The sequence below is a fragment of the Amycolatopsis ultiminotia genome (assembly GCF_039536925.1).
In the GTDB taxonomy this organism is placed as follows: domain Bacteria; phylum Actinomycetota; class Actinomycetes; order Mycobacteriales; family Pseudonocardiaceae; genus Amycolatopsis; species Amycolatopsis ultiminotia.
This window is the reverse complement of sequence record NZ_BAAAZN010000008.1, coordinates 288463-311547: the sequence shown is the minus strand read 5'-3', so window position 1 is coordinate 311547 and position 23085 is coordinate 288463. Positions and strand designations below refer to the sequence as shown.

35 protein-coding genes are annotated in these 23085 nt (G+C 68.0%); 13 read left to right on the top strand and 22 right to left on the bottom strand.

Features of this window, described 5'->3' with window-relative positions:
• Positions 1 to 70 precede the first annotated feature (70 nt).
• The 19 genes from ABD793_RS20810 to ABD793_RS20720 form a co-directional block, all read right to left on the bottom strand.
• Positions 71 to 460: a hypothetical protein gene (locus ABD793_RS20810; protein ID WP_344862389.1), complete on the bottom strand. Its 390-nt coding sequence runs from the start codon at positions 458 to 460 to the stop codon at positions 71 to 73.
• Between the two features lie 103 nt (positions 461 to 563).
• Complete coding sequence (locus ABD793_RS20805; protein WP_344862387.1) at positions 564 to 1481, bottom strand: hypothetical protein; 918 nt, start codon at positions 1479 to 1481, stop codon at positions 564 to 566.
• A 323-nt stretch (positions 1482 to 1804) separates the two neighbouring features.
• Positions 1805 to 4078, bottom strand: coding sequence for a zonular occludens toxin domain-containing protein (locus ABD793_RS20800; RefSeq protein WP_344862385.1), 2274 nt, complete (start codon positions 4076 to 4078; stop codon positions 1805 to 1807).
• A 63-nt stretch (positions 4079 to 4141) separates the two neighbouring features.
• The gene (locus ABD793_RS20795; protein ID WP_344862383.1) at positions 4142 to 5395 is read right to left on the bottom strand and encodes a hypothetical protein; all 1254 of its coding nucleotides are present in this window, start codon (positions 5393 to 5395) and stop codon (positions 4142 to 4144) included.
• Positions 5396 to 5510: 115 nt separating this feature from the next.
• The gene (locus ABD793_RS20790; RefSeq protein WP_344862381.1) at positions 5511 to 6338 is read right to left on the bottom strand and encodes a DUF4097 family beta strand repeat-containing protein; all 828 of its coding nucleotides are present in this window, start codon (positions 6336 to 6338) and stop codon (positions 5511 to 5513) included.
• 2 nt (positions 6339 to 6340) lie between these two features.
• On the bottom strand, positions 6341 to 6601 hold the full coding sequence (locus tag ABD793_RS20785; RefSeq protein WP_344862379.1) for a hypothetical protein: 261 nt from the start codon (positions 6599 to 6601) through the stop codon (positions 6341 to 6343).
• A 29-nt stretch (positions 6602 to 6630) separates the two neighbouring features.
• Entirely contained in the window at positions 6631 to 6873 is a 243-nt protein-coding gene (locus ABD793_RS20780; RefSeq protein ID WP_344862377.1) for a hypothetical protein, read from the bottom strand.
• A 105-nt stretch (positions 6874 to 6978) separates the two neighbouring features.
• Complete coding sequence (locus ABD793_RS20775) at positions 6979 to 7176, bottom strand: hypothetical protein (protein ID WP_344862376.1); 198 nt, start codon at positions 7174 to 7176, stop codon at positions 6979 to 6981.
• Positions 7177 to 7273: 97 nt separating this feature from the next.
• On the bottom strand, positions 7274 to 7780 hold the full coding sequence (locus ABD793_RS20770) for a lytic transglycosylase domain-containing protein (protein ID WP_344862374.1): 507 nt from the start codon (positions 7778 to 7780) through the stop codon (positions 7274 to 7276).
• A gap of 137 nt (positions 7781 to 7917) precedes the next feature.
• Positions 7918 to 8286 (bottom strand): hypothetical protein, encoded by a 369-nt coding sequence (locus tag ABD793_RS20765; RefSeq protein WP_344862372.1) that lies wholly within the window; start codon positions 8284 to 8286, stop codon positions 7918 to 7920.
• Positions 8287 to 8300: 14 nt separating this feature from the next.
• Entirely contained in the window at positions 8301 to 8504 is a 204-nt protein-coding gene (locus ABD793_RS20760; protein ID WP_344862370.1) for a hypothetical protein, read from the bottom strand.
• Entirely contained in the window at positions 8501 to 8740 is a 240-nt protein-coding gene (locus ABD793_RS20755; RefSeq protein ID WP_344862368.1) for a hypothetical protein, read from the bottom strand. The genes ABD793_RS20760 and ABD793_RS20755 overlap by 4 nt, the downstream gene beginning before the upstream one ends.
• Before the next feature lie 15 nt (positions 8741 to 8755).
• Positions 8756 to 8995 carry a hypothetical protein gene (locus tag ABD793_RS20750; RefSeq protein ID WP_344862366.1) on the bottom strand — a complete coding sequence of 80 codons (240 nt, stop codon included), beginning with the start codon at positions 8993 to 8995 and terminating at the stop codon, positions 8756 to 8758.
• A gap of 59 nt (positions 8996 to 9054) precedes the next feature.
• A complete protein-coding gene (locus ABD793_RS20745) occupies positions 9055 to 9576 on the bottom strand; it encodes an RRQRL motif-containing zinc-binding protein (protein WP_344862364.1) in 522 nt (173 codons plus the stop codon).
• 34 nt (positions 9577 to 9610) lie between these two features.
• Positions 9611 to 10036 (bottom strand): SsgA family sporulation/cell division regulator, encoded by a 426-nt coding sequence (locus ABD793_RS20740; RefSeq protein ID WP_344862362.1) that lies wholly within the window; start codon positions 10034 to 10036, stop codon positions 9611 to 9613.
• Between the two features lie 96 nt (positions 10037 to 10132).
• Entirely contained in the window at positions 10133 to 10591 is a 459-nt protein-coding gene (locus ABD793_RS20735; protein WP_344862360.1) for an NUDIX domain-containing protein, read from the bottom strand.
• A gap of 106 nt (positions 10592 to 10697) precedes the next feature.
• Positions 10698 to 11060 carry a hypothetical protein gene (locus ABD793_RS20730; protein WP_344862358.1) on the bottom strand — a complete coding sequence of 121 codons (363 nt, stop codon included), beginning with the start codon at positions 11058 to 11060 and terminating at the stop codon, positions 10698 to 10700.
• Positions 11061 to 11119: 59 nt separating this feature from the next.
• On the bottom strand, positions 11120 to 11323 hold the full coding sequence (locus ABD793_RS20725) for a hypothetical protein (RefSeq protein WP_344862356.1): 204 nt from the start codon (positions 11321 to 11323) through the stop codon (positions 11120 to 11122).
• A complete protein-coding gene (locus ABD793_RS20720; protein WP_344862354.1) occupies positions 11323 to 11679 on the bottom strand; it encodes a hypothetical protein in 357 nt (118 codons plus the stop codon). The genes ABD793_RS20725 and ABD793_RS20720 overlap by 1 nt, the downstream gene beginning before the upstream one ends.
• A 123-nt stretch (positions 11680 to 11802) precedes the next feature.
• Between ABD793_RS20720 and ABD793_RS20715 the strand changes: the two genes are divergently transcribed.
• From ABD793_RS20715 to ABD793_RS20705, 3 genes are all read left to right on the top strand, one after another.
• The gene (locus ABD793_RS20715) at positions 11803 to 12156 is read left to right on the top strand and encodes a GntR family transcriptional regulator (RefSeq protein ID WP_344862352.1); all 354 of its coding nucleotides are present in this window, start codon (positions 11803 to 11805) and stop codon (positions 12154 to 12156) included.
• A gap of 191 nt (positions 12157 to 12347) precedes the next feature.
• On the top strand, positions 12348 to 13091 hold the full coding sequence (locus tag ABD793_RS20710) for a helix-turn-helix domain-containing protein (protein ID WP_344862351.1): 744 nt from the start codon (positions 12348 to 12350) through the stop codon (positions 13089 to 13091).
• Positions 13092 to 13093: 2 nt separating this feature from the next.
• Complete coding sequence (locus ABD793_RS20705; RefSeq protein ID WP_344862349.1) at positions 13094 to 13570, top strand: NUDIX hydrolase; 477 nt, start codon at positions 13094 to 13096, stop codon at positions 13568 to 13570.
• Here the strand turns inward: ABD793_RS20705 and ABD793_RS20700 are convergent.
• Positions 13558 to 14154 (bottom strand): HD domain-containing protein, encoded by a 597-nt coding sequence (locus ABD793_RS20700; protein WP_344862347.1) that lies wholly within the window; start codon positions 14152 to 14154, stop codon positions 13558 to 13560. The genes ABD793_RS20705 and ABD793_RS20700 overlap by 13 nt on opposite strands.
• 410 nt (positions 14155 to 14564) lie before the next feature.
• Between ABD793_RS20700 and ABD793_RS20695 the strand changes: the two genes are divergently transcribed.
• A complete protein-coding gene (locus tag ABD793_RS20695) occupies positions 14565 to 15035 on the top strand; it encodes an SH3 domain-containing protein (protein WP_344862345.1) in 471 nt (156 codons plus the stop codon).
• A gap of 79 nt (positions 15036 to 15114) precedes the next feature.
• Here the strand turns inward: ABD793_RS20695 and ABD793_RS20690 are convergent, their stop codons facing one another.
• Positions 15115 to 15411, bottom strand: coding sequence for a tyrosine-type recombinase/integrase (locus ABD793_RS20690; RefSeq protein WP_344862344.1), 297 nt, complete (start codon positions 15409 to 15411; stop codon positions 15115 to 15117).
• 430 nt (positions 15412 to 15841) lie between these two features.
• On the opposite strand from ABD793_RS20690, the gene ABD793_RS20685 reads away from it, so the two are divergent.
• The 9 genes from ABD793_RS20685 to ABD793_RS20645 all read left to right on the top strand — a co-directional run bounded on the left by ABD793_RS20685 (position 15842) and on the right by ABD793_RS20645 (position 22145).
• A complete protein-coding gene (locus ABD793_RS20685; RefSeq protein WP_344862342.1) occupies positions 15842 to 16042 on the top strand; it encodes a hypothetical protein in 201 nt (66 codons plus the stop codon).
• A 30-nt stretch (positions 16043 to 16072) separates the two neighbouring features.
• A complete protein-coding gene (locus ABD793_RS20680) occupies positions 16073 to 16396 on the top strand; it encodes a hypothetical protein (RefSeq protein WP_344862340.1) in 324 nt (107 codons plus the stop codon).
• A gap of 157 nt (positions 16397 to 16553) precedes the next feature.
• The gene (locus tag ABD793_RS20675; protein ID WP_344862338.1) at positions 16554 to 16898 is read left to right on the top strand and encodes a hypothetical protein; all 345 of its coding nucleotides are present in this window, start codon (positions 16554 to 16556) and stop codon (positions 16896 to 16898) included.
• A 270-nt stretch (positions 16899 to 17168) separates the two neighbouring features.
• Positions 17169 to 17486: a hypothetical protein gene (locus ABD793_RS20670; protein WP_344862336.1), complete on the top strand. Its 318-nt coding sequence runs from the start codon at positions 17169 to 17171 to the stop codon at positions 17484 to 17486.
• Positions 17486 to 18115 carry a DUF3558 domain-containing protein gene (locus ABD793_RS20665; protein WP_344862334.1) on the top strand — a complete coding sequence of 210 codons (630 nt, stop codon included), beginning with the start codon at positions 17486 to 17488 and terminating at the stop codon, positions 18113 to 18115. Before ABD793_RS20670 ends, ABD793_RS20665 begins: the two co-directional genes overlap by 1 nt.
• Complete coding sequence (locus ABD793_RS20660; RefSeq protein WP_344862332.1) at positions 18115 to 19443, top strand: WXG100 family type VII secretion target; 1329 nt, start codon at positions 18115 to 18117, stop codon at positions 19441 to 19443. Before ABD793_RS20665 ends, ABD793_RS20660 begins: the two co-directional genes overlap by 1 nt.
• Positions 19444 to 19451: 8 nt before the next feature.
• Complete coding sequence (locus ABD793_RS20655; RefSeq protein WP_344862330.1) at positions 19452 to 20201, top strand: ESX secretion-associated protein EspG; 750 nt, start codon at positions 19452 to 19454, stop codon at positions 20199 to 20201.
• Positions 20202 to 20841: 640 nt separating this feature from the next.
• Positions 20842 to 21333: a VOC family protein gene (locus tag ABD793_RS20650; RefSeq protein ID WP_344862328.1), complete on the top strand. Its 492-nt coding sequence runs from the start codon at positions 20842 to 20844 to the stop codon at positions 21331 to 21333.
• 17 nt (positions 21334 to 21350) lie between these two features.
• On the top strand, positions 21351 to 22145 hold the full coding sequence (locus ABD793_RS20645; protein WP_344862326.1) for a MerR family transcriptional regulator: 795 nt from the start codon (positions 21351 to 21353) through the stop codon (positions 22143 to 22145).
• Between the two features lie 6 nt (positions 22146 to 22151).
• Here ABD793_RS20645 and htpX read toward each other — a convergent pair whose 3' ends face one another.
• The gene (gene htpX, locus ABD793_RS20640) at positions 22152 to 23000 is read right to left on the bottom strand and encodes a zinc metalloprotease HtpX (RefSeq protein ID WP_344862324.1); all 849 of its coding nucleotides are present in this window, start codon (positions 22998 to 23000) and stop codon (positions 22152 to 22154) included.
• Positions 23001 to 23085 lie beyond the last annotated feature (85 nt).

Sequence of the window (23085 nt, the reverse complement as noted above, 5' to 3'; positions counted from 1 at the left end):
CGGGATGGGTGCCGCCGGGCCGACAGGGGTTGTCCCGGCTGTCGGCCCGGCGGCGTCGGCGGGCGGCGGGTCAGTGCTGGAATCCGCCGCGGGTGTCGGCGACCGCGCGGCTGACGGGCGGCGCGTCGCCGTGCGGGCGCCACACCAAAGCGGGAAACGCGCCGGGCACGGCCGGGTCCACGACGCTGACCGCGGGGTCGTCCCCGGTGGCGGCGGGGTGGGCGTCAGCGAACCAGCGCTCCCGGAACGCGGGCAGGTCCGCGGCCGTCGGGTACGGGCCTCCCCCGTCCTCGGCAGCGTCCTGGATCAACGCGAGCGCCGCGGCCGGGTCGGCAGTGCCGACCGCGTACCAGGCGTCGGCGAGTTCGTCGTAGAACGCGTGCGGCGCGTCCAGGCCGGTGCACGTCGTGAGGTCGGTGGCGGCCAGGTCGAGCGCGCCGGGGATGTTCGTGACTGTCAAGGAATTCCCTTCGGGAGCACAGAGAAGCCCACCCGGCGGGCAGGTGGGCTTGGTGGGAGCTCAGGTGGGCCCTGCGGTTGTGGCCGCGGGGCGCGGGGCAGGTTCAGAGGGTTGCGGCGTAGGAGCCGAGGGTGTCGCGGGCGACGGTGACCATGCCGATGGCCTGCTCAACCGCGGCCGTGATCTGTGCGTAGATGCTGACGGCTTCCTGGATCGCGGGGTTGGCGCTGCCCTGGGCAGCCGTCTGGATCCCGGCCGTCACGTCCTGGGCTTCCGCGGCGGCTTGGGCGAGCAGCCCCTGAAGACCGGTGGCTTTCTCGTTGCTGCCGAACAGGAATGCTCGGATCTCTTCAATGCTGGACATCGTTGCTCCTCCGCCGGTGCCCGGCGATGTCGTCGTGGACGGTGCGGTACTGGTGCTCGGGTGGTGCGAGGGGGCCGGATCGACCGATGTCGCGGTGGATTCCAGGGCGGATTCGGCGATGTCCTCGCCGTAGCCGTTCTGGCGAAGGACCAGGCGGGCGTAGTGCAACAGCACGCTGCGGGAGTCGTCGTCGCCGAACATGTTGGCCCACCACAGCGGATCGCCGCGCAGATCGTCGATGCCGGTGATCACATCGCCGGGCATGTGCACACTGGACACGTCGCGGACACGGGTCTCGACCCTGCCGCCCTGGTTGTGGTCGGCACGCACCACATCGGCCGTGCGCTCACCAAAGATGTCCAGCAGCGATCCGTTGGGGGTGACCACCGCGGTGTGCGCCGGTTCCCACCCGTCGGGCCCGGAAGAATCGACGGTGGCCAATTCCCAGCCGGTCATCGAGTGGATCGCCCCGGCGAGCCAGTGGCAGTAGCCGCGTCCGAAGAAATCCTCGGCGTCCTGGTCGATCCGGCCGGCGGTCAGCTCGAACTGCCACCGCCCGTTCGGCGTCGGCGGATCAACCTCCATCGGCGCCGACCCGGCGAAGTCGGCGCGCATGTCGACCCGCCAGTCGCGACGCGGGCCGGGCGTGCGGGTCACGGGCTGCTCCTTCCACGGTCGGCCGCCGGTGACGGGTGGAGCCCGGCGGGCAGCCCACAGCCCGCCCGGCAACCACGGTGGGTAGTTGCCGGGCGGGCTGTGGGCTGGGGGTCGCGACCATGTCGTGCGGGGTCGCGGCGAGTGAGTTGGGAGTGCGTTGGTGAGTGAGTTCGTCGGATCGGAGTGAGCTGGCTCATTCCGCGAGTGAGATCGGGCCTACCTGCGGAAGTGAGTCGAAGTGAACCGAGTGAGCCGAGTGAGTTGGCCTCGCCGGCCGCCCGCAGGCCCCGGTTTCGGGGGTGTGCGGGCGGCGCGGCTCGGGCTCACTCGTCGGCGGTGGTGTCGCGGCGGGCGCGGGCTTCGGCAACCTTCGCCGGATCAACCCAGAACTTACGTTGCGTAGTCGGAACGGTGTAGCCGTGTTCGGCCAGGGCGTCGGTCACGTCCTTGATCTGCCAGCCCTGGTAGGCGTTCCAGCGGCTCGCCAGGGCCGCGGCGATCGCTCCGGCGCGAGGGTGTGGCTCATCCTCGCGCACGGGCACCTCCTTGGTGATCGCGAGGATGTCGGCGAGCACGTCCCGCTCGGCCACCAGCTGCGGTGCCGCCGTGGCAACGCCGCCGCGCAGGTGCAGGGCGCGGTCGACCAGGATTTGCTGCTGGTCAGGGGTCAGGTAGTAGGAGCGGACCGCGCCGGGCTCGTCCATGAACCCGATGGTGATCAGCGTGCCGGTGTCGTTGAGCGCGGTCTTCGTTTTCGGTTTCAGGTCGAGGGCGGAAATGCCGTTCTCGTAGGCCTTTTCCCCGAGCACGACGTTGTTGCGGGTCTTGTCGCCGATCGCCCCGCAGGCCTTGTTCGTGGTGACTGCGACCAGGTCACGCGGCAGCGACTGGTCCGACGGGTTCGGGGTCGCGAACACGACGTTGACCGCGTACTTGCGGGCCGCGCTGTAGAAGTTGACCAGCAGGTTGACCACCCGCCGGCGTTCCTCCGGGGTGTCCTGGCGGAAGAACGCCTGGCACTCGTCGATCACCACGATCCGCGGCCGCAACCCCGGTTCCTTGGCCGCGACCTCCCGGTTCACGCTGTTGATGCCGTGCTTTTTCAGCAGCTGCCCGCGGTTGGCCAGGTCCGCGTACAACTCCTCCATGTGATCCAGGCACGCCGCGACGTTGCCGCTGGTCCCGCCCTCGGAGAAGGTGTTCAGGCAGGGCTTGAGCAGGTCGTAGTCGTTGTTCTGGGCGAACACGAACACGTCGATGTCCACCAGCGGGTCCAGGATCGCCCCGTAGAGCAGGTCCAGGATCATCGTGGTCTTGCCCGAGCCCATGGTCCCGGAGAACACGAAGTTGCGTTCGAACACCGGCGTCACCACCGGGTTCCCGCGCGGGGTGACCCCGATGGGGAACCCGGTCCAGTAGTCGGTGGTCCCGTCCTCCAGCAGCGGGTACGCCTCCACCGGTTCCCGCAAGACCCCGGGGTTGAGCCGGAACAGGTCCAGCACCGTCGGGTCCTGCTCGGCAGCATCCAGGAACAGTTCCGGACCCCGGCACCCGAGGTTGTGCGCGAGCACGTTGTGGGCCTTGCGGACCGCGGGCACGTCGACCCCCAGCGGCAGCCGGATCTGCACCGACCAGCCCTTGGGGGTACCGATCGGCGGCTGTACCCAGGCGTTGTCGGTGTCGCGGTTGGGCCATCCCTCCTTGATGTAGCCCTTGAGCTGGGTGTTGCCAATGTTGGCCAGCGCCTGGGTCACCATCCCGTCGGTCAGCTCTCGCTGCTGCGTCGAGCTGGCCTGTTTGCGCAGGTGAGCGGGCAGAATCTGCTCACCGAGCCGGGAACCGTCCTTGTGGAATCGATACAATTTAACTCCTATGTAGACAGTGGGGATGAACCACCAGAACCGAAACAGCAGCGCCCCGGCCTGATACATGCCGCCGAACACGGCCCGCCAGACGGCGAGTGCGTCGTTGGCGTTCCATACACCGAGCCAGTGGCCGAACCCGTTGACCGCGCCCACGATCACCGAAGCGAGGAACAGCACGGCCAGCACCAGCCCGGACCGCCAGGTCGCCGACCAGGCCAGCTCAGCCCACTTCTTCGCCGCGTCCACGCGGACGTGACGGCCCTCGTTCAGCTGCTTGGTCAGGGCCTCGACCTGGGCGGTGTCGCCCTTCTCCCGCGCCAGCACGCGGGCGGTTTTGACGTCGGTGTGGTCGCGGTCGGCGCGGTGACGCTGGTGGGCGAGGTCGGCGCCCTTACGGATGATCGCGGCGTGTCGCCCGGTAAACCGTTTCGCCCGTCCCAGAGCCCGGCTGCTGTGCCCGGCCCCGGCCCGCAACCGGGTCCCGGTGTGGTGGGACAGGTCGATGGTGCGCTCAGCCAGCCGGGCACGGGTCGCATCCGACGGGCCGGCCAGGACCCGCCCGGTCCCCCGCACCACCCGGGTGCCCCACGTCTGCCGGGGTTCGGTGACCGCCAGCCCGGTCCCGGGGGCGTCGGGACCAGCGGGGACCACCTCGCCCTCGATCGCCGCGGGGGTATCGGGGCGGCGGAACGGCACCACGGTGCCGGGTGTGGAGGTGTCGTTCTCAGCCACGAGGGCTCCCTTCGGGTCGGTCCAGCAGAAGCGGGGCCCGGGATGGTCCCGGGCCCCGTCGCGTCAGTCGTTTCCGGTCAGGTCGTGGTGCAGTCGTTTCGCGGTCTCCTTCCGGCAGCGCAGCGTCTTACGGACCTCCTCCACGCTCGCGGTCGCGGGGTCGATGTCCCCGGCCACGACCGCGGCCTGCAACTCGGTCCACAACCGGTCCCTGCTGCGACGCGGGGGTGTCCCGGACCCGGTGTTGCCGCTGGTCCCAGCCGGTCCCACACGTTTGCGGGACCGGCGCGGACCACGGTCGGGACCGGCCGGTCCGGCCGTGCGGTCCCCCGCATCCGGTCCCGGCTCGGATCCGGGTTCCGGGGCCGGATCGGGGGCCTCGCCGGGGGCCGGGGGTTCGGCGGTGGCGACCGGTCCCCGGTGGATCGGCTCTCCCCCGCCGCCGGTGGTTCCGGGGCGCGGCCCGGTCGCCGCGTTCTCCAGCAACGCGGCGATCTCCCGGTCGATCGCGTCGGGCGGGCCAGGCACGTCCGGGTCCGCCGGGGCCGCGACCAGGCGGCCCCGGCGGACCCGGTAGGTGCCCGGGGTGTAGGTCAGCCGCGCGCGGCCCTCGGCATCGATCTGGGCGGCAGCCGTGCGCACCGCCGCCCGCGCCGCGGCGGCAGCCTTGCCCGCGGCGCGGCGCTCGATACGGGCCCTCTGGCGTTCGGTGCGCGACCGGGGCGGAGACGCGATCGCCAGCTGGTGCGCGATGACCCCGGCCACCGACACCACACCCATGATCACCGCCGGGCCCCAGCCGCGGTTCAGGCCGTGCACGGCGTTCGCGCCGCACGCGACCGCCCCGAACACCCACACCCCCGCCTGCAACCCCCACACCGGCCGGCCAGGGGTCCGGACGCGGGAAATGAGGACCGCGACCGCGAACGCCCACATACCCAGCTCGGTGATCAACGGCAGCAACCCGCCCAGCGCCGAGGCGTACACGTCGGCGCCATAGGAAGCCATCGCCGGGGCCGCCATCGCGAACGACACCACCGCGATCCCGTAGATCAGCACATCCACCACATGTGTCGCGGTGAACCCGCGGACAGCCGCCCACCGCGCGGCGCGCTCGCCACGGCGACGGTCCCGCTCGACCAGCCGAGCAGCCTCCGCCTCGGCGGCCAGTTTCGCCGCGGCCTCACGGTTCTTGCGGGTCTCCTCCCCCGCAGCATGCAAGCGGGCGATCTCGTCCCCGGTCGTCGCAGCCTGATCCAGCCGCGCCTGCTCGGCTTTCGCGGCCTTGTTCGCCCGGACTTCCTGTTGCCAGCTCACGGACGTACCTCCTTCCGTTCGGGCGCATCGCTTGTCTGGAGCATCAGCAACCCGTGTCGTCGTCCGGGTCGCCACGCCACGTCGAGCCTGTGCGGCGTGCCCTCCTCCGTGGTGTTCACTCCGGCCACCTGCGGTTGCTGGTACGGCCGGACACGCTGCGGGTGCGCGCGTCGATCTCGACACCGCGTGGGGCGGACAGGTCGATGTCCCCGGAGACGGTCTCCGCGGTGACCGTCGAGTCGGTGTAGGCGGTGACCGCGATACGCCCGGAGGTGGTCCGCACCGAAGCGGCCCCTCGCAGCTCGCGAACCCTGACCGTTCCGGACACGGAATCTGCCCGGACATCACCGCACGCGCCGATCTGCACGACCCCCGAGGTGGTCTGCAGATCCACCGCGTCGGCCGCGGCGATGGACAGGTCCCCGGAGATGGTTTCCGCCTCGACCCGGTCCAGCTGGCCGCGGGTGGTCAGGTTCGGCGCTGTGCCTGTGAGGACGATCCTCGATCCGGCCGGAACTGTCGCGAACAGGTGCAGTCCGCCACCCGCGGTACCGAGCACGGTCGTGCCCGAACCGCTGATGACCTCTCCGTTGACGATGGTGACGCCGTGGTTGACGCCGCCGAGGACCAGGCCGACCACCTCGCCGGTGACAGTCCCGGAGGAGACAACCACGTTTCCCTTCCCCCGGAAGACGGTCGCGCCACCAGCGCCCTGCGAACCGGGAACGGTCACCGTGAAACGGTCGCCGCGGGACTCGGTGGTTGCGGCCTCGATCAGCCGGGCCGCTTCCTTGTCACCGGGCACAGCCGGGGTCAGCGAGACACGGGCGGTGGTGTAGTCCTCGGATGCGGAAATCTCGACTGTCGCGACGTCCACGGACAGATCCAGCTCGACCAAGCCCTGGCCGATGTGGGTTGCAATGCGTTCGACCTTGTCGGTCATGGTCAGCACTCCTCGGGCAGGAAGACGGGGTGGGGTTGTTCGGTGGGCAGGTCTGGCAGTGCGTCGAGGATCGTGTGCACCAGCCCGGCCGGGACCGCACCGGCCTCGACCGCGGCCAGCGCCGCGTAGGCCTCGGCGAGCTTGAGCACGTTGTCCCGGTAGGCGGTGAACGCCGGGTGCCGGGCGTTGCGGCCGTAGTACGTGTCGTTCCAGGTGGCGACGCGGTCGAGCAGCTCGGCAGCCTTGTCCAGATACGGCGACATAGGTTCCTCCACAGTGGTCAGTCAGCAGGTCAGGAGCTGGGCAGCACGTCGCCGGGGCAGCCGCGTTGCAGCCACACCGCATGTGTGGCGGGCACGGTGACGGTGGTCGTCGGCCCCGGCACCGTCTGCGTGGTGGTCGGGGGCGGGCAGGGGTTCGACTCGATCGGCGCGGGCGGTGGCACGACCTGCGGGGTGGTGACCCGCCAGCCGAGGAACAACAGCAGCAGGGCACCGAGCACGGCGAACGTGATCACGGCGAACAGGTAGCGCATAGGCGTAGAGGCCCTTTCGGTTGCGCGGCAACAGGATGCGAGACGTGGCTACCGCGACACCGGGGGCCACACGGTGGGTGCGGCCCCCGGTGTCGCGGTGGCGGGTCAGCTGCGAGCCTTGGACTTGGACTTGCTGCCGGACTTGCCGAAGAACAGCACCAGCAGGCTGATCAGGGCGATCGCGCCGAGTGCCAGCATCGGGCTGGTGGTGTAGTGGGCGGGGTCCTTCTGGTGCAGGCTGCCCGCGCCCCAGGCCAGCCACGCGGACAGGGCGAACACGACAGCAGCGATGAGCTTGATCATGGTTTTCTCCAAGGGTCGTAACGGAAATGGACGTGACGAGACACCGCGGCAGCATCGGGCTCTCCGCGGTCGTGCAGTGGTGCAGTGGTGGTGCGGGTCAGGCGGCGCGGCGGTAGGCCGCGGCCTGGTTCCGGACTTTCGTGACGTACCAGCCCGCGTGGTTGTAGGCGTAGATCGCCCGGTACTCGTTCCCGGCCGACAGGCCGGAATCGCACAGGTAGTAGGCCGCCGCGGGGATCGCGTCCGACGGGTCGTAGATGTCGGATCCGATCCCCGGATGCCGGGCCCGTACCGCGCGGAACGTGGACGGCAGGAACTGCATCGGTCCCGCTGCTCCCGCGAAGTTCGCACCGGAGCGCACACCGGCGGCTTTCAGTCGGCCGTGGTTGGTTTCGACCTTCCCGACCCCGGCCAGCAGCGCCCAGTCCAGGTCCGGGCACGCGTCCGCCGCGGCGCGGTACTCGGACAGGTAACTGCCCGGGATGTCGGACACCCCGGGCCCGCCGGTACCGGCACCGGCATCAGCGTCTTTCATGTAGCCGACCGCGATCGCGGCAACGGTGAACAGTGCCGCGGTCGTGCCGACTTTGCCCAGCAGGGACAATGGACACTCCGATTCCTCTCGCAGGGATAGGGAGAACTGGTCAGGCGCGCCGTTTCCGCCAAGAACCCGAGCGCGCCTGACCAGGGCTTACCGCCGACAGTGCTGGCGCACCTCCTCCCGCCGGTGCCCGGCCGCCGTCACGACGCGACCTCACCGGAACGCACGTGCTCGTGCTCGCCCGCGGCCGGTGCAGCCGGGGCCGGGTCGAGCGCGCGGCGACGGCGCCGCACCCGCCGGATCCCGGCCACCAACGCGGTCACCAGAGCGGTGATCACCCGCGCCGAGCGGCGGGCCGCCGGCCATTCCCACGCGATCCGGGCCAGCAGCCCGGCAGCGATCACCGGCACCAGAAACGACCAGCCGACCCAGCCAGCCAGCCCGGCCGCCGCGGCGGCCGCGACGGTCTCGGGAAGCCACCAGCCCAGCACCCCCACCGCCCGCTCCGCGCGGCTGGCACCCGGTACCCGGGCGACCCGCGCATCGGGACGGGGTTCGATCTCACCCATCGGCGTTTCTCCTTTCACGTCACGGGTTTCGGGACGAACGGATCAGCGAAACTGGCCGTGATCCGCGCGTCCAGCCCGGCCTGCACCCACGTCAGCAGCCGGGCCAGCACCACCAACGGCCACCGGATCAACCCCAGCGCCAGGAACAGCAGCACCGACAACGCGAACCCCGCCAGCCGCCACGAACCGTGCCGCGTCGCGATCTCCGACACCGTCACGACGCACCGCCCCCCGCATCCACGGCAGCCGGTTCCGGACGCCACGTGGGATCCAGCGCCCGGAACCGGTCAGCGAGTGCCTCAGCCAGCGCGGCCGCCTGCGCATACAGCTCCGCGATCTGCTCATCGCCGGGCATCCCGTCGGCCGGGTCCCACTGGTAGGTCAGGTCACGGATGCGGTCGTCGATGGCGTTGAGCGCGGTGTTCAACGGCTCGACCCGATAGTTGGTGTTCATGAGGAAGGTGTCCTTTCACAGCGAAGTCAACGGGAACGGGCCCGGCGCCGGGCGGAACGCCTCGGCAGCCATCCGCAGATCGGCCGCGAGTGCTTCGGCCAGCCGCGCAGCCCGCTCGTACAGTTCGGCGGCCATGGCGTCGGACGGCAGCAGCCGCCCGCCCGCGGGGCGCCCGTACTCGTCCAGTGCACGCACCCGGCCGTAGGCCGCATCCAGGGCCGTGTCCAGGGTTTCCAGTCGAGGATCAATGGTCATGGCAAGGTTTCCTTTGCACGTCAACAGATTCAGGTGGCGCGTCCGGTCGTGGTCCGTGCTCAGGCGGCGAGACGGACACCGACCTGCCGCGGTATGGCCGCGGTGAGCGCGGCATGCTCGTCGGCGGTCAGGGTGGGGTCCCCGACCAGGTAGTCATGCAGGTACGAATCCGGCTCCAGCCCGGCCTCGGCCAGGCAGGCTTCGCAGGTGCGGTGCGCTTTCGGCAGTTCGGCCCACCCGGTCTCACCGCAGCCGCGGCAGGTGCGGCGCGCGGCCATTGCCTTGTCCAGCGCGGCCTGCCGCGCCGGGGTCATCGGCCGGACCGGTTTCGCCTTCTCGATCAGGTACAGATTGGCGAACACCAGCTTCCCCGCCTTACGGCACCGGAAGTACAGGAACGCGCACGGGTCCTGCCCACCGGGCCGCTTGCCCATCGCCCGCAGCTGGCGTTTCGTCGCCAGCACCGTGCGGTCGGCCGTGTGGTGGGAAAACAACGGTTTCGCGTGCCACACCCCGCGGGTGAACCAGGCCTGCTCCGACCACTCCACCGGCGCCAGCACCCACGGGAACCGGCGGCTCACCGCACCGCAGCGCGTGAGCCGGACCGGCCCGGGATCACGCTGCCTCCCCGGTCAACAGGTCCCACTCGCGGTCCCAGTCGAAGAACTCCGCCTCCGCACCCGAGGGCACCAGGCCCTCGACCGCATCCAGCGCCTTCTCCAGCTCCGCGCGGCCGAACGCCAGCTCCGCACGCCCGGCCGGCACATCCAGCTCGACCCACACCCGGTCGCCGTCCGGGACCACCCGCACATCACCCTCACCGGCGACGAACAGCATCCCCTCGGCCAGCAGATCCCGGCTGAACAACCACTCCCGCTCCCTCTCGGCGCAGTCCAGCACCAGCGTCACCGCCCACGGATCGGCCTGCTCATACAGCAGCCGCGCCGGAACCGGAGCCAGCCCGTTGAGGTAGGCGGTCATCTCGACGTCCACGAAATCGTCCTGGGGGAACAGCGACTCGAACTCGAAACTCGATAACATGAAGGCTCCCTTCTGAAAGCCGTCGTGGTGATCAGACAAGGGCCCGGCCCGGCGGGCGTTGTTCTTGGCGGGACAGGCCGCCGGGCCGGGGCATCCTCAACCCCTCGCGTCGGTCAGGATCCGGGCGTGGTCGAACGCGAACCGCCCATCCCGCGCCTCGCGCAGCGCAGTCGCCAGCGGCAGCCAGAACGCGCGGGCCGCGTCGTCCCCGGCGACCGGAGCAGGCAGGCTCGCCAGCGTCGCGGTGTAGACCACGCTCACGTACCGGCCCCGCGGATCCCGCCCCGGCTCGTCATACACCCCGACCATCCGCAGCGGGATCCCCGCCAAATCCAGGCCGGTCTCCTCCTGCGCCTCGCGACGCGCGGCCGCCTCGCTGGACTCATCCGGCTCGACATGACCGCCCGGGAACGCGAGCCTGCCCTGGTGCGGGTCCCAGCCGCGCTCGATCAGCAGCACCAACGGCTCGTTCCCCCGCATGGCGAACAGCACCACATCGGCGGTGTAGAACACCGGGGTCCGGTCATCGGTCGTGTCGGTGGTGGTGTCGGTCATCGCTCAAGCCCCTTCGTCTCTGCCGCCTCGCGACGCTCGCGGGCGATCCGTTCCTGATCAGTGGTGATCGCGTCGTGCAAGTCCCACGGGTTCTCCGGCGCCGGGCTCACGCCGCGGCCCGCAGCCGAGCAGCGCGGGGGCGCGGGCCGCCACGACGGCCCCGCGTCGCCGTGGCCTCATCCCCGGCCAGCAGCCCGGTCACATAGGCGACAAACGAACGCTGCGCCACCACGCACACCTCGCCGGTCTGCGGATCAGTCAGCGTCGCCCGCAGCCACAACGTCAGCCGACCCACCGACCACCCCGCCCGGTGCCGCTTCGCGATCGCGTCCACCAACGGCTCCATAAACGCCGGGCGAACCAGCTGCCGACCCGTGCTCGCGTCGAGGAACCGCTCGGACGCCAGAACCGCGATCATCCAGTGCTTGCCGTAGGAGCGGGACCGGCGGGAGAACGTCTGGGTGTGCATCACAAACCTCTTTCCAGGGTGGGAAAACCGTCGAAACCAGGTCAGAAAAACTCGAGGGATCAGGCCGCCGCCGGAACCGCCATCAGCCCGGAGGCCTTGCGGTGCGCCGACAACGCCGCACCCGCAGCCATCGCGCTGCCCTCCGCGGCCATGTGCTCCAGCACCACCGCCCGCCGCTCATGCCACGCAGCAACCACCCCCACCGGGGCACCCACCGCCGGGCGGACCGCCTGCAACTCGTTCAGCTCCACCAGCCCGCACATCACGCCGCCTCGCTCTCTGCCTCGACATCCAGCACCACGGCCAGATGCACGACGTTCTTGCCCCGGCCCGGGACACCGCCGACCAGCCAGTTCCGGTCAAACAGATCCACCGCCCCGGCCCAGCCCCCGGCGTCCACACCAACCGGGACCTGCGCCGCCTCATGCGCCGCCAGCTCCCCATCGATGTCCGCCAGCAGCTCCGCGTACTCCGCCAAGTCCTCGCCCTCCGGACCGACCTCAACCAGCACCGGCAAGAACTCCGACTGCTCAGCCAGCACCTCAGCCAGATCCAGCGCCTCGTCCAGACCCCCGAACCTGATCTCCAGCTCGCGGCGGGTGGGGTGTGCATTCCTCATGGGTGGTTTTCCTTCCGTGGTGCTCCTGACAAATACTGACCATAGTCAGCATTGGTCACCTGGTCACTACTCCATCCGGGTGGAGCATTGGTCAGCACTGGTCAGATCGATAGACTTGCGAGCATGCCGAACCAAACTGCAGGACTCGCGGCTTATGAACGTGTCGCTGCGGCCATCCGGGCCGCTGTGACAGGCGGGGAACTAGCCCCGGGGACGCGACTCCCGGGGAATCGCGTACTTGCCGAGCAGTACAACGTCTCGCTGCCGACGCTCCAAAAAGCCGTCGGGTTTCTGCAAGACGAGGGGTGGCTGGTAACTCGCGCATCGGTCGGCGTCTACGTTGCCGACGAACCGCCGAACGAGGCGCCGCCCACATCGCTGAAAGAGCTCGGGCAGACAGTTGCCGAGCTGCGGGCCTCGCTCCGCGAATTGACCGAACGCGTCCAGCGAATCGAGGACGATGCCAGTGCGACGTGAGGTCGGCTCGGCGATCATGGTTGCCTCCGATCTGGGGGACTCGGTGCGGCGTGTTCGCCGCGCTGAGTACAGAAAACCGCAGATCAGCGGACGTCGTAACCGCGTTTCTGAAGAACTTTTAGAACGTCTTGGCCAGCGCAAACGTCCCACGAAAACGCTCTAAACGTTCCAGGCGAGAGAGGGGAGACCACATGGCCAACGACCGCCTTCGGACCGCCATGCTGGCGGCAGGTCTGACCGTCGAGACCCTGGCGGAGAAGGTCAGCAAGCACACGAAGAGCGTGGATCACTGGATCCGGAGCGAGAGAGTGCCGCATCCGGGGACGAGGGCACAGATCGTCAAGGCGCTGGGCGTCCGGGAGGCCGACCTGTGGCCGTCGCTTCGAGACTCGCCCCGGCCAGCGGCCGATGAGACGGAGCTGGTCCACTTCTACCCGTCGCGCTCGGCGATCACAGGCGCGAACTGGCAGGAACTCCTGTCAGGAGTCGCAGAGCAGATGGACGTTCTGGTCTTCTCCGGCGCGTTCCTGGTCGAGCAATACGATTTGATCCCACTGATCCAGAAAAAGGCACAGGAAGGCGTCCGCTTCCGACTTCTAGTCGGCGACGAAAAGTCGGAAGCGGTGATTCAGCGGGCAATCGACGAGGGAACACCAGGCGGTCTTGAGGGCCGAATTCAGCTCATGCGTCGATATCTCGCCGACGTCGCGAACCTGGACGGCGTCGAAGTGCGCACGCACGGCACAATCCTGTACAACTCAATATATCGTTTTGACGACCAGCTTCTCGTGAATCCACACGCTCACGGAGCACTGGCAGGACAGAGTCCCGTTATGCATTTCAAACGCCAGCCGTCCGGTGGCATTTGGCAGCACTACATGAAGTCATTTGAACGGGTGTGGCAAATCGCCACACCAGAGAATGACGAGAGGTAATCATGAGCAGGACTGACTACGTGGACGATCCCTCTGCGCCACCCGCCAACAGTGTGGTGCCGTCGGTGACCGTGGTAGTACGCAATATGGAAGGCGAGGTTCTGCTTATCCATAAAATCGATAATGATTTGTGGGCCCTGCCGGGCGGTGGCCACGACATCGGCGAGACCATTACCCAGACGGCGGTCCGCGAAGTCAGGGAGGAGACCGGCCTCGACGTCGAGATCGTCCGACTTACAGGGACGTATACGAACCCGAACCATGTAATTGCCTATGACGACGGAGAGGTGCGACAGCAGTTCTCTCTTTGCTTCGAAGGGCGCGCCATCGGCGGCAAGCCCAGGGAGGACGGAGTAGAGACCAAAGCAGTTGAATGGGTGCATCCATCGCAGATCAAAAGCCTCAACATGCATCCGTCAATGCGGTTGCGAATCGCGCATGCCCTCGACACGGACCGACGGCAGCCTTACTTAGGATGAGCTACGCTCAAGCGGTGCTCGGTTCGTTCAATGGCCGCACGGATCACCGGACCGGCAATCAGCCAAGTCTGATGAACGGGATCAGAAACCGGGTAGCGAGAAAGAATCTCAGAGATCCTCTCGTCGTACGAAACTCGTTCCCCTCCTGGGCCGGTTGTGAGGTCAGCGGCTACTAGCGCGTCCAGAAGCGCGTTATCCTCAAACGGAAACTCCGCAAGCTGCTCAGACATACCACGCTGCTCGGCTTCAAATCTCGCCCCGGAGTGGTGCGCAACCAGGTTGACCACGACCTCTGGCCAGCCCTCAGCCTTGAGGTACCGGGCACCGTCCAGCGGGTGAAAGTGCGTGTGTCCGATCGCAGGTGCGTAGCCGATGTCGTGCAGCCATGCCGCGGCGATCAGCGCCGGCCGCTCCCCCTCAGAGACAGCGTGGTCAAGCTCGTGCGCGCGGCCCGCGACAGCTTGCACGTGGTCCCACCGCCGCCCCAGCGGCTTGACGAACCTCTCGCTGATCTCCCGCGCTTCCGTCACGAGTTCCATGGCGCTCGACGCTACCGGCTGCCGAAGATCGCTCGCTTGCTGCATCTGAGTGGGGCTCCTCTCGTTCGTAACGGCAGAAGATGGGCTACCAGATCGCCCCAGAGCCATGAGCGGGCATGCACGCGACAACTGGCGCGCACCGGTCGCCATAGCCGCTCCAGGGGGCGCTCAGCACGCCCGGCGCGGACATAGCGCGGACGCAACGAGCCCAAAATCTGCGTCTATGCAGGTCAGGGCCTCGAGGACGGCTCCCTGTAAATCAGACGGCTCAGCCTTCGGGGGTTCGAATCCCTCACCTGCCACACCGCCTCTGACATGCGAAAACGTGTCAGGGGCGTTTTCGTCTCCCGAGGCCACAGGCACCGTGTGATAGTGCGCGTTCCTGGCGTGCAACATCACGTGGACCCGGCGCGATCCCTCGATGCAGTCGGCGAACAACTTGGAGGGCGTGTTCGGTGTTGCTCTTCGGTGTGCTGCGCGAAGCACTTGCGCCCATCCTGGAGGCCGCCGTGGGTGCTGCGGTCAGCTTGGTTCTGGGGATGCTGGGTATCCGACAGCGGCCGTCCAATGGCCAGGAGCGGGACGAGCCTCAACGCCCGACACTCAACGATCGAATCAACGAACTTCGTGACAACCTCGCTTCGTCGGCTTTCCTGATCGACGAGATCAACGCCGAGTTGCAGTTGCAGACCACTGCACTCGACCGCATCCGTGCCGAAGCCGAAGAGAACCAGCGCCTCGCCGAGCTGAACAAAGCTCAGGCAGACGCTGTGCGCGAGGTCATGTCCAAGACTCTCAACGATGCCCAGCGCAAAGCCGCGAGCAAAGGCTCCAAGCAGCAATGGCTTTTCTTCGGCGCGGGCCTGGCGTTCTCCGTGCCGTTAGGCGTCGTGGTCAACTTTCTGTATGACGTGATCGCGCACTGAGCATGCTCGTGGCGTCTGGCACGTCGTCACCGGCACAACCCCACTCGCGCGACCGGCGAGTAGGCGCGTACGGACGAACTCAGACGCTCCTGCGTGACACGAGTGCATGCGCCGCGTCGGCGGCCGCTGCGGCGAGTTCGGGGTAGACCGGGGTGTAGGTGTTCGAGGTCGCGGAGATGTTCGAGTGGCCGAGCGTTTCCTGTCCGACCTTCATGCCCACACCCGCCGCGAGCATCAGCGTGGCCGAGCCGTGGCGTAGATCGTGCAGTCTGACCGGCGAAAAGATCGGGTGCAGAGCAGCTCGAACTCGTCGGAGATCCAGTCCGGGTCGAGCGGTGAACCTCTTCCTTGGTGAAGACCTTCCGAGTCCACCCAAGCGTCACCCCAGGCAAGACGCTCTTTCAACAGTCGTGCGCGATGGGCTTTGAGCACCGCGACGCCTCCGCCGCCGAGTGCGATCATGCACTGCCCGGCGTCCGACTTCGGGGCGTCTTCAACGGTCCGGCCATCCACCGTAATCAACTGACGGACGACAGTCGCGGACCGAATTTCTGCTTTCAACGCAGCGTCAGTCCACTCCGGTCCGCAGGCTTCGCCTCGGCGAGGCCCAAGGTGCGACATGAGGTACCACATTGCGTAGAGCGGTGGCCTCCGAGCTGGGCCAGCTGCACACGTTGGCTGGTTGGTGCTACTTCGACTCGGACATGCCCGCCGACACCATCCGCACGCACTTCGCACGGTCGATCGAATTGGCAACGCCCGCCGGCGATGCGTAGCGCTCGGTGAACGCCATCTACCACTCCGACATGACGGTCCAGTCCGACAAGCCCAACGAGGCGCTCAAGCTCTTCCAGCTCGCGCAGTTCAACTTGACCACGCAGGATTCCCGCCACGAACGCACGCAGGTTCTCAATGCCTGGCTGGACGTCGACTCCGCGCACGCGCTGGCGATGCTCGACCACCCCGGCCGGGCACGCGATCTGATCTCTTCCGCGGGAAACGGGTGAGACCCTTCCGACCAGTTCGACCGCCCAGACATGGACCACATGCTGGCTCAGATTCACCTGCGTCTCGGCGACCTCGAAGAAGCAGAACACCTCGCCGCGTCGTCTGTGCGCATTTGGGCCGAAGGGCAGCGTCGCGACGGCGCTCAAGCACGGGTCACTCTCGCCGCGCTGCACGCGACAACTGGCGAAGCAGCCGGGGCAGCGCTGGCGTCCGCAGCGATTGACGGAGTCGACGGGCTTCAGTCGTCACGCGCGTTCCACACCCTCGACCCACTTCACGACGCGCTGGCCGCACGCAACAGCGACCTCGAACGACGGATCATGACGTTGACGGCACCCGATACGAGCGCCTGAGCGTGTTTGTCGCGCCTCCGAACCACGCCGCCGACGTTCTTGTACGCGGAGCGTGCTTCGTCACGACATGTACGACCAGCTCGTCGTACAGCCGAACTGAGGACGTCACGAACGATGTACCCGCCTTTCGGCGTCTCCGTCGTGGCAGCATGGACAGATGGACCGACCGAGTGAGTCCGGAGAGGACGCTGATCGGGGTTACGGGAACTACTACCGCCAGCACGCACTATGGGCACGGAGAGCCGCCGACCTTCAAGTCGATGTGATCGACCTGTTCGGCAGGCTCGCCGAGTACGGCGCGCCAGGCGCAGCCGACATGCGTGACGAGGCCGTGCACATGAGGCAGGTAATGGGCCAAGTGGCTGACGTAACGGCTGCGCAGAGCATCGCCCACGACGAAATGATGGCCGCCGGCGGACCGGACAACTCCCGCGCCTACGTCGAGTACGAGGCCATGACCCGCCGCCACCAGGAGCTGCTGCCCAAAGACGCCCGCCCCTAGTGACGGTCATCTCTTTCCGTGAGGTTGCCACCCCTGCGTGACCGCTCCGCTACGGTACCGGTGGACAGATTTCCACAGCATGGACGACTGTCTACAGGGCGGGCATACGTCATCGGAGGGGCAAGCGCAGTGTCTCAACCTGCACAGCAGCCAGGCTGGCTCGAAGGGCTCGGCTTCGCGATCACCGACCAAACAGGCGGCGGAGGCGGAGCCTCCGGCGGAGCAGCCACACCCTCGGGTCAGGGATTCGCCCTCAGCCGCGACGACGCCATGAGCATGCTCAACCTGGCCAAGAGCGTCCGTGAAGATTTCCGCGAGATGCGGACCGACGCGGAGCAGCTGACCCGGCTGACGTCACCGGCGGACGAGCCGGGCAGCAACGGCTATAACAAGCTCCTGGTCAACGACGGTCAGCCGCCGGGTGCGTTCGTCGCGGGCAAGGATCAAGTCGAACAGCTGTATGCCTACGCCGACGAGCTGGTGAAACGCCTGGAGAAGGCATTAGGGACCACCGAGTCCTCGGACGAGCAGGCCGGAGCCGATGTCAAAAACGCGGCCTCCGGCGAGCAGGACGGGGGGTTCGCGTGATGACGCGCCGAACGCTCACGACGGTACTCAGCACGGCTGCGGCCGTATCGGTGATCGCTGGGTGCTCTGGGGGGTCAACCGCCGCCCCGGCCAGCACCCCACAGGCACCGTCATCCACTGCCGCAGCACTGCCGCACAGTGGTGCCCCGAAGGTCGAGCACCCACTGCCCTCGTCAGTGCTCTCCGGGCAGCCCTGCCAGGAAGCACTCACCTCGGGCCAGCTCACGGAGATCCTTGGCATGGTGCCGCAAGGTAAGCCAGACACTCTCCCCGGAATCGGCTCCAAGTGCGATTGGAGCAACCTCGACTCCGGGGCCGGGGTGACGATCTACTACGGGACGTTGACGCACCAGGGACTCAGTGCGGTGTACCAGAACACGAAGCCGCAGGCCAAGGTCTGGAAAGAACTACCGCCCATTCAAGGGTTTCCCGCGGTCGCGCATTCGACGTTCAGCTCCGGCACCGATACCGGCTTCTGCGCGGTGACCGTGGGCGTCTCGGACGAGTTGACGGTTGATGCCTCGCTCACTCTTAGTGATGCCAAGCAGGGTAAGGCCGACCCGTGTGAGTTGACGGCGCGGGTAGCCGACATGGTGGTCACGAATCTGCGGCAGAAGGCGGGTTCGTGATGGGATTCTTCGACTGGGTCGGCGATGGTACGAAGTGGCTCAATGACCGGTTCAACGACGCGGAGCAATGGGTCGAGGACGCGTGGCACGGGAACCTCGGCGACCAGGCGGTCCCGGCGCCGGAATTGGTCCAGAAGATCCTGGCCAGCAAGGGGGCCCAAAGCTGGCACCAGGGCGCCGAGCAGGCCACGAAGCTGGCCGGTAAGCACGATGACGCCGGTTCGCGGGTGCAGCAGTTGAGCGCCGGTTTGGAGTCGGCCTGGTCCGGTGGTGGTGCGGATGCCGCGCAGGCGCGGATCAAGCCGTTTTCGGACGTGACCACCGCTGCCGCACAAACCTATACCGGCAACGGACAGAACCTGACCGACACCGCGCATGGGTTCGACGAGATGAAAAAAGCGCTGCAACCAATGCCGAACACGCCGCCGCACAAGAACTTCTGGGACGAGGCGTCGTGGTGGGATACCGACACCGAAGACCAGATAAACCAGTACAACAAGCTGGCGCAGGACAACCTCAACCACTACCACGGCTATGCACAGCAAACGCAGACCAGTGGACAGGGCCTCAAGGCCGACTACGGGCAATTGACCGGGTTTGACGGCGACGTCTCCGTCACCCCACAAGATTCCGCTACTTCTCACTCGGCCCACACCTCCACCGGCGGAACGAACGGGCATTCGTCGCCGCGTTCGGACAGTGTCGGCACGCCGTACACCGCCACACCGCCCAGCAGCTCTCCGGTATCCACCGGGCCTTCGCCGGGCAGTCACTACGTCCCGCCAGGCACCACGACCCCAGGGCAGGACGGGCAATCCGGAGGAGGGACACAGACTGCAGGCTATGTTCCGCCGTCGTTGCCCGATCCTCGTCCCGGCTCGGTGCCGCTTCCCTCGATGCCGGGCTCCTCGTCAGGCACCGGTGGTGGTTCGTCGTGGTCTCCCGGCCTGGCTGGCGGGTTCACCACCGGCGGGTTCGGCCCGGGCGGCTCGCCTGGTACAGGAGGGGGAGCAGCCGGTCGTGGGCTGAGCGGTGGTGCACGGTCCGGTGGCTCGGGTATCGGTAGCGGCTCGGGTATCGGTGCCGGTGAGGAAGGCACGGCCCGAGGTTCAGCCGCCGGGCGCGGGGCTACCGGTGCACGCGGCTCGTCCGGCATGGGTGGAATGGGCGCGGCCGGCGGCAAGGGCAAAAGCGAAGAGGACGCCGAGCACCAGCGCAAGTACGGCATGGACGATGACTCTGCATTCAGCCTGACCGACGACGATGGCGGCAGGCTGCTCGACCCGCGAACCGGGCTACCGCCCACTCCCCCGACCATCGGGGGCTGACCCAGCCCGTGAGCATCATCGACAAGCCGGTGCGAATGCCCCGGCCCGTATTCCTCGCGTCGTGGGAGCTGGCCCGGCTCGTCGAACCACCGGTCGTCGTGGGCCCGGACCAGACCTACCGGACCACCGAGGCCACCGCCGCACTGCGGCGAGGCAGCACCGACATACTCACTCGGCTCGGTTTGGCCAGCACGGACGGTGCGCTCACCCCGCAATACCGGGCCACGCTCACGGTTCTCGCCGCTGCAGAGCGAGAGCTGTACTCGTGGAGCAACTTCCCGCAACCAGGCAACGACGGCGCGATCCAGGTCGCCGCTTCCGGCCGGGACGCCGTCCGGTTGATCACCGACCACCAGATAATTCAGCTCGACCCGATTCTGCCGCGAAACCTGGCAGTGAGCTTGGTCGAAACTTTGCCGGACTACCGGCCGGCCAGGATCTCTCAACTGCGGGTACCGCAAGCTTATCTCGACGGTACGAACGCCGATCCGCTCTCGGAAATGTCCGGGCCTGCCGACGAGATGCGCCACCTGATGCGCGCCGAACGCGTTGGCGTGCACAAGCTGTACGCCGCGGTCCGCAACAACGGCGATCGCATCCGCAGCACCCCGCTCACGGTGTACGACCTCAGTCGATCCGGCCGAATCCTCGCGTTCACCAGCGAGGCCGACAACGGAGGCCCCGACGCCAACATGGGCCCTGGCAACCGAACCAACCTGATCGACGCGCTCAACCTCACCCTCAACGGGCTCCAGTGACCGCCACTGCGGTCTGAGTAGCGCATCGTTCGGCAGTGCGAGTGTCGAGAGCCTTCTTCTTGGCGGAAGTCTCTTCCTCGGCGCTCACCTGCTGGTTCTCAGCCTGCGGCACGCTCCGCGTACAAGATCGCGCAGTGCCTCGTCGAGCTGGTCAGGCGTGCAGCCAGCCGCATCAGTCATGTGCGTATGGCCGATGCTGTCGGCGACAGAGCTGAATCGGGCGCCACACACGGTGCAGACGACGGAGGCGATGGTGTTGTCGCAGGTCACGGGGCCTCCTTGGTCGGTTGCAGCGGCAACCTAAGACGCGTGCGCTTGCTGCGTCAGGCGTCGAAACCTCACAACTTGCCGACAACCCTCCGGCGCGACGCCGTTGTGTGTACATCGTGATAACGCACGTACTGACATCGCCCGTCACGGCGAAGCAATCAGACGGCTCAGCCTTCGGGGGTTCGAATCCCTCACCTGCCACACCAGTGAAATCACCCCCGTGACCAGCACGAACCGGCCACGAGGGTGATGTCGTCCGGCAGCTGCGGCCGGGTCGAGACGTCTCCGGGGGTGGGTCCAGTGTGGACCGCGCCATGGGCTGGGGAGGCGGCTTGACCCTGACCCTGCCGGAGGCTGCACGCTCGGGGGCATGGACGAATACCGCAGCCCGGTGCCGATGCCCGCGTTCGACGCGGTCTCGCCGGGCAACTACCACGGCATCTACGGCATGCCGATGTTCCCGCTCGTGCCGACCGCCGACCTGGCCGCCTCGAAGGAGTTCTGGCTCCGCGGGCTCGGCTTCAGCGATCTGTTCAGCATTCCGGACCAGGTGGTCCACCTGCGTCGCTGGGCGTTCCAGGACGTGCTGCTCCGGCCGGCCGGCCGGTTCGGTGCAGCCGCTCCCGGGATGATCAGCTTCTCCTGCGTGCTCAGCGAACTCGACGAGATCCGCAAGCGCTGCGAAGACCTGGTGCCGGGCTGCACGGACGGGCCGCACGAGACACCGTGGAACTCCCTCGACCTGACCGTGCGGACGCCGGAGGGCGCACAGGTCGTGCTGACCGCCGCGCAACCGATCGACCCGGACGGTCCGGTGGCCGACCGGCTCCGTGCAGTGGGTTTCGCCATTCCACGGCCGTGAACTGCAACACTGGGGCGGTGACCGAGCAGGACGGCCTCACCGTCGGCAGGGCGGCAGCTCTCGTCGGGGTCAGCGTGAAGACGTTGCACCACTGGGACGCCATCGGGCTGGCCCGGCCCAGCGCACGGACGTCGGCCGGGTACCGCGTGTACTCGGCCGACGACGTCGCGCGCATCCACCGGGTGCTGGTCTACCGCGAGCTGGGCTTCCCGCTCGCGGAGATCGGCCGCCTCCTCGACGATCCCGCCACGGACGCGCGGGCCCACCTCCGCAAGCAGCGCGAGGAACTGCTCGGCCGCATTTCCCGGTTGCAGCACATGGTCTCCGCGGTGGACCGGATGATGGCGGCCACCCGGCGCGGGATCCGGCTGACCCCGCAGGAACAGGTCGAGATCTTCGGCTCCGACTGGGATCCGGCCTGGGTCGAGGAGGCCGAACAACAGTGGGGCGACACCCTGCAGTGGGCGCAGTACGACGAGCGGGTCGCCGACCTGACGCCGGCGGACTGGCAGCAGGTCGCCGACGAGCACGAAGCACTGAACGCCGACCTGGCCGCGGCCAGGCGAGCCGGCATCGTCCCCGGTTCGCCCGAGGCAGATGCGCTGGCCGAGCGGCACCGCGCGTCGCTCGGCCGGTACTTCGACTGCACGCACTCGATGCATGCGTGCCTCGGCCGCAAGTTCGCCACCGACCCGGGATTCGCGAGCTACTACGACGGCCTTGCCCCCGGACTCGCGGGCTGGCTGCGGGACGTGATCTTCGCAAACGCCGCGGCACACGGGATCGACCCGGAGACCGCGACCTGGGAGTGAGCCGGTTCAGCGCCCGCGGGCCAGGTCCTCCAGCCTGCGGATGCGGTCCTCGATCGGCGGGTGCGTGGAGAACATCTTGGTCAGGCCCGCACCGGGACGGAACGGGTTCGCGATCATCAGGTGCGACTGCGACACCACGGCAGGCTCCGGCGCGAGCGGGGCGGCCCTGGTGCCCCGCTCCAGCTTGCGCAATGCCGAGGCCAGTGCGAGCGGGTCGCCGGTCAGCTCGGCGCCGGAGGCGTCCGCCTGGTACTCCCGCGAACGGCTCACCGCCATCTTGATCACCCCGGCCGCGATCGGTCCCACGAGCACCAGCAGCAGGGACACGAACGGGTTGCCGTCGCGTTCGTCGCCGCCGAAGAAGAACGCGATGTTCGCCATCACGCTGACCACGCTCGCCAGCGCACCGGCCACGCACGAGATCAGGATGTCGCGGTTGTAGACGTGCGACAGCTCGTGCCCGAGCACCGCCCGCAGCTCGCGTTCGTCGAGCAGCCCGAGGATGCCGGTGGTGCAGCAGACCGCGGCGTGCTGCGGGTTGCGGCCGGTGGCGAACGCATTGGGCGCCGTGGTCGGGCTGAGGTAGAGCGCAGGCATCGGCTGCCGTGCCGTGGTGGCCAGCTCGCGCACGATCCGGTACATCGCGGGCTGCTCGACCTCCGAGACCGGGCGCGCGTGCATCGCCCGCAGCGCCATCTTCTCGGAGTTGAAGTAGGCGAACGCGTTCATGCCCAGCGCCAGTACCAGGCCGATGATCAGCGCCCCGCGCCCGAACAGCCCGCTGATCGCGATGATGACCGCGGACAGCAGGCCGAGCAGCAGCGCCGTCTTCAGCCCGTTGTGGTGCTTGTGCACGCAGCTCGCCTCCGTCCGCTCAACAGTCGGTTACTCACCGGAAACAACGCGCCCGGGGGATCCGAAGTTCCTTCACGTGATCCTC

Coding starts and splice junctions, on each gene's coding strand:
- ABD793_RS20700 (WP_344862347.1), bottom strand. CDS start 14,154: ATGCAGCAAGCGAGCGATCTTCGGCAGCCGGTAGCGTCGAGCGCCATG.
- ABD793_RS20685 (WP_344862342.1), top strand. CDS start 15,842: ATGACGGTCCAGTCCGACAAGCCCAACGAGGCGCTCAAGCTCTTCCAG.
- ABD793_RS20660 (WP_344862332.1), top strand. CDS start 18,115: ATGGGATTCTTCGACTGGGTCGGCGATGGTACGAAGTGGCTCAATGAC.
- ABD793_RS20775 (WP_344862376.1), bottom strand. CDS start 7,176: ATGATCAAGCTCATCGCTGCTGTCGTGTTCGCCCTGTCCGCGTGGCTG.
- ABD793_RS20750 (WP_344862366.1), bottom strand. CDS start 8,995: ATGACCATTGATCCTCGACTGGAAACCCTGGACACGGCCCTGGATGCG.
- ABD793_RS20765 (WP_344862372.1), bottom strand. CDS start 8,286: ATGGGTGAGATCGAACCCCGTCCCGATGCGCGGGTCGCCCGGGTACCG.
- ABD793_RS20650 (WP_344862328.1), top strand. CDS start 20,842: ATGGACGAATACCGCAGCCCGGTGCCGATGCCCGCGTTCGACGCGGTC.
- ABD793_RS20730 (WP_344862358.1), bottom strand. CDS start 11,060: ATGCACACCCAGACGTTCTCCCGCCGGTCCCGCTCCTACGGCAAGCAC.
- ABD793_RS20670 (WP_344862336.1), top strand. CDS start 17,169: ATGAGCATGCTCAACCTGGCCAAGAGCGTCCGTGAAGATTTCCGCGAG.
- ABD793_RS20740 (WP_344862362.1), bottom strand. CDS start 10,036: ATGTTATCGAGTTTCGAGTTCGAGTCGCTGTTCCCCCAGGACGATTTC.
- ABD793_RS20735 (WP_344862360.1), bottom strand. CDS start 10,591: ATGACCGACACCACCACCGACACGACCGATGACCGGACCCCGGTGTTC.
- ABD793_RS20675 (WP_344862338.1), top strand. CDS start 16,554: ATGGACCGACCGAGTGAGTCCGGAGAGGACGCTGATCGGGGTTACGGG.
- ABD793_RS20780 (WP_344862377.1), bottom strand. CDS start 6,873: ATGCGCTACCTGTTCGCCGTGATCACGTTCGCCGTGCTCGGTGCCCTG.
- ABD793_RS20785 (WP_344862379.1), bottom strand. CDS start 6,601: ATGTCGCCGTATCTGGACAAGGCTGCCGAGCTGCTCGACCGCGTCGCC.
- ABD793_RS20790 (WP_344862381.1), bottom strand. CDS start 6,338: ATGACCGACAAGGTCGAACGCATTGCAACCCACATCGGCCAGGGCTTG.
- ABD793_RS20720 (WP_344862354.1), bottom strand. CDS start 11,679: ATGAGGAATGCACACCCCACCCGCCGCGAGCTGGAGATCAGGTTCGGG.
- ABD793_RS20705 (WP_344862349.1), top strand. CDS start 13,094: ATGAGCAGGACTGACTACGTGGACGATCCCTCTGCGCCACCCGCCAAC.
- ABD793_RS20665 (WP_344862334.1), top strand. CDS start 17,486: ATGACGCGCCGAACGCTCACGACGGTACTCAGCACGGCTGCGGCCGTA.
- ABD793_RS20680 (WP_344862340.1), top strand. CDS start 16,073: ATGGACCACATGCTGGCTCAGATTCACCTGCGTCTCGGCGACCTCGAA.
- ABD793_RS20715 (WP_344862352.1), top strand. CDS start 11,803: ATGCCGAACCAAACTGCAGGACTCGCGGCTTATGAACGTGTCGCTGCG.
- ABD793_RS20755 (WP_344862368.1), bottom strand. CDS start 8,740: ATGAACACCAACTATCGGGTCGAGCCGTTGAACACCGCGCTCAACGCC.
- ABD793_RS20710 (WP_344862351.1), top strand. CDS start 12,348: ATGGCCAACGACCGCCTTCGGACCGCCATGCTGGCGGCAGGTCTGACC.
- ABD793_RS20725 (WP_344862356.1), bottom strand. CDS start 11,323: ATGTGCGGGCTGGTGGAGCTGAACGAGTTGCAGGCGGTCCGCCCGGCG.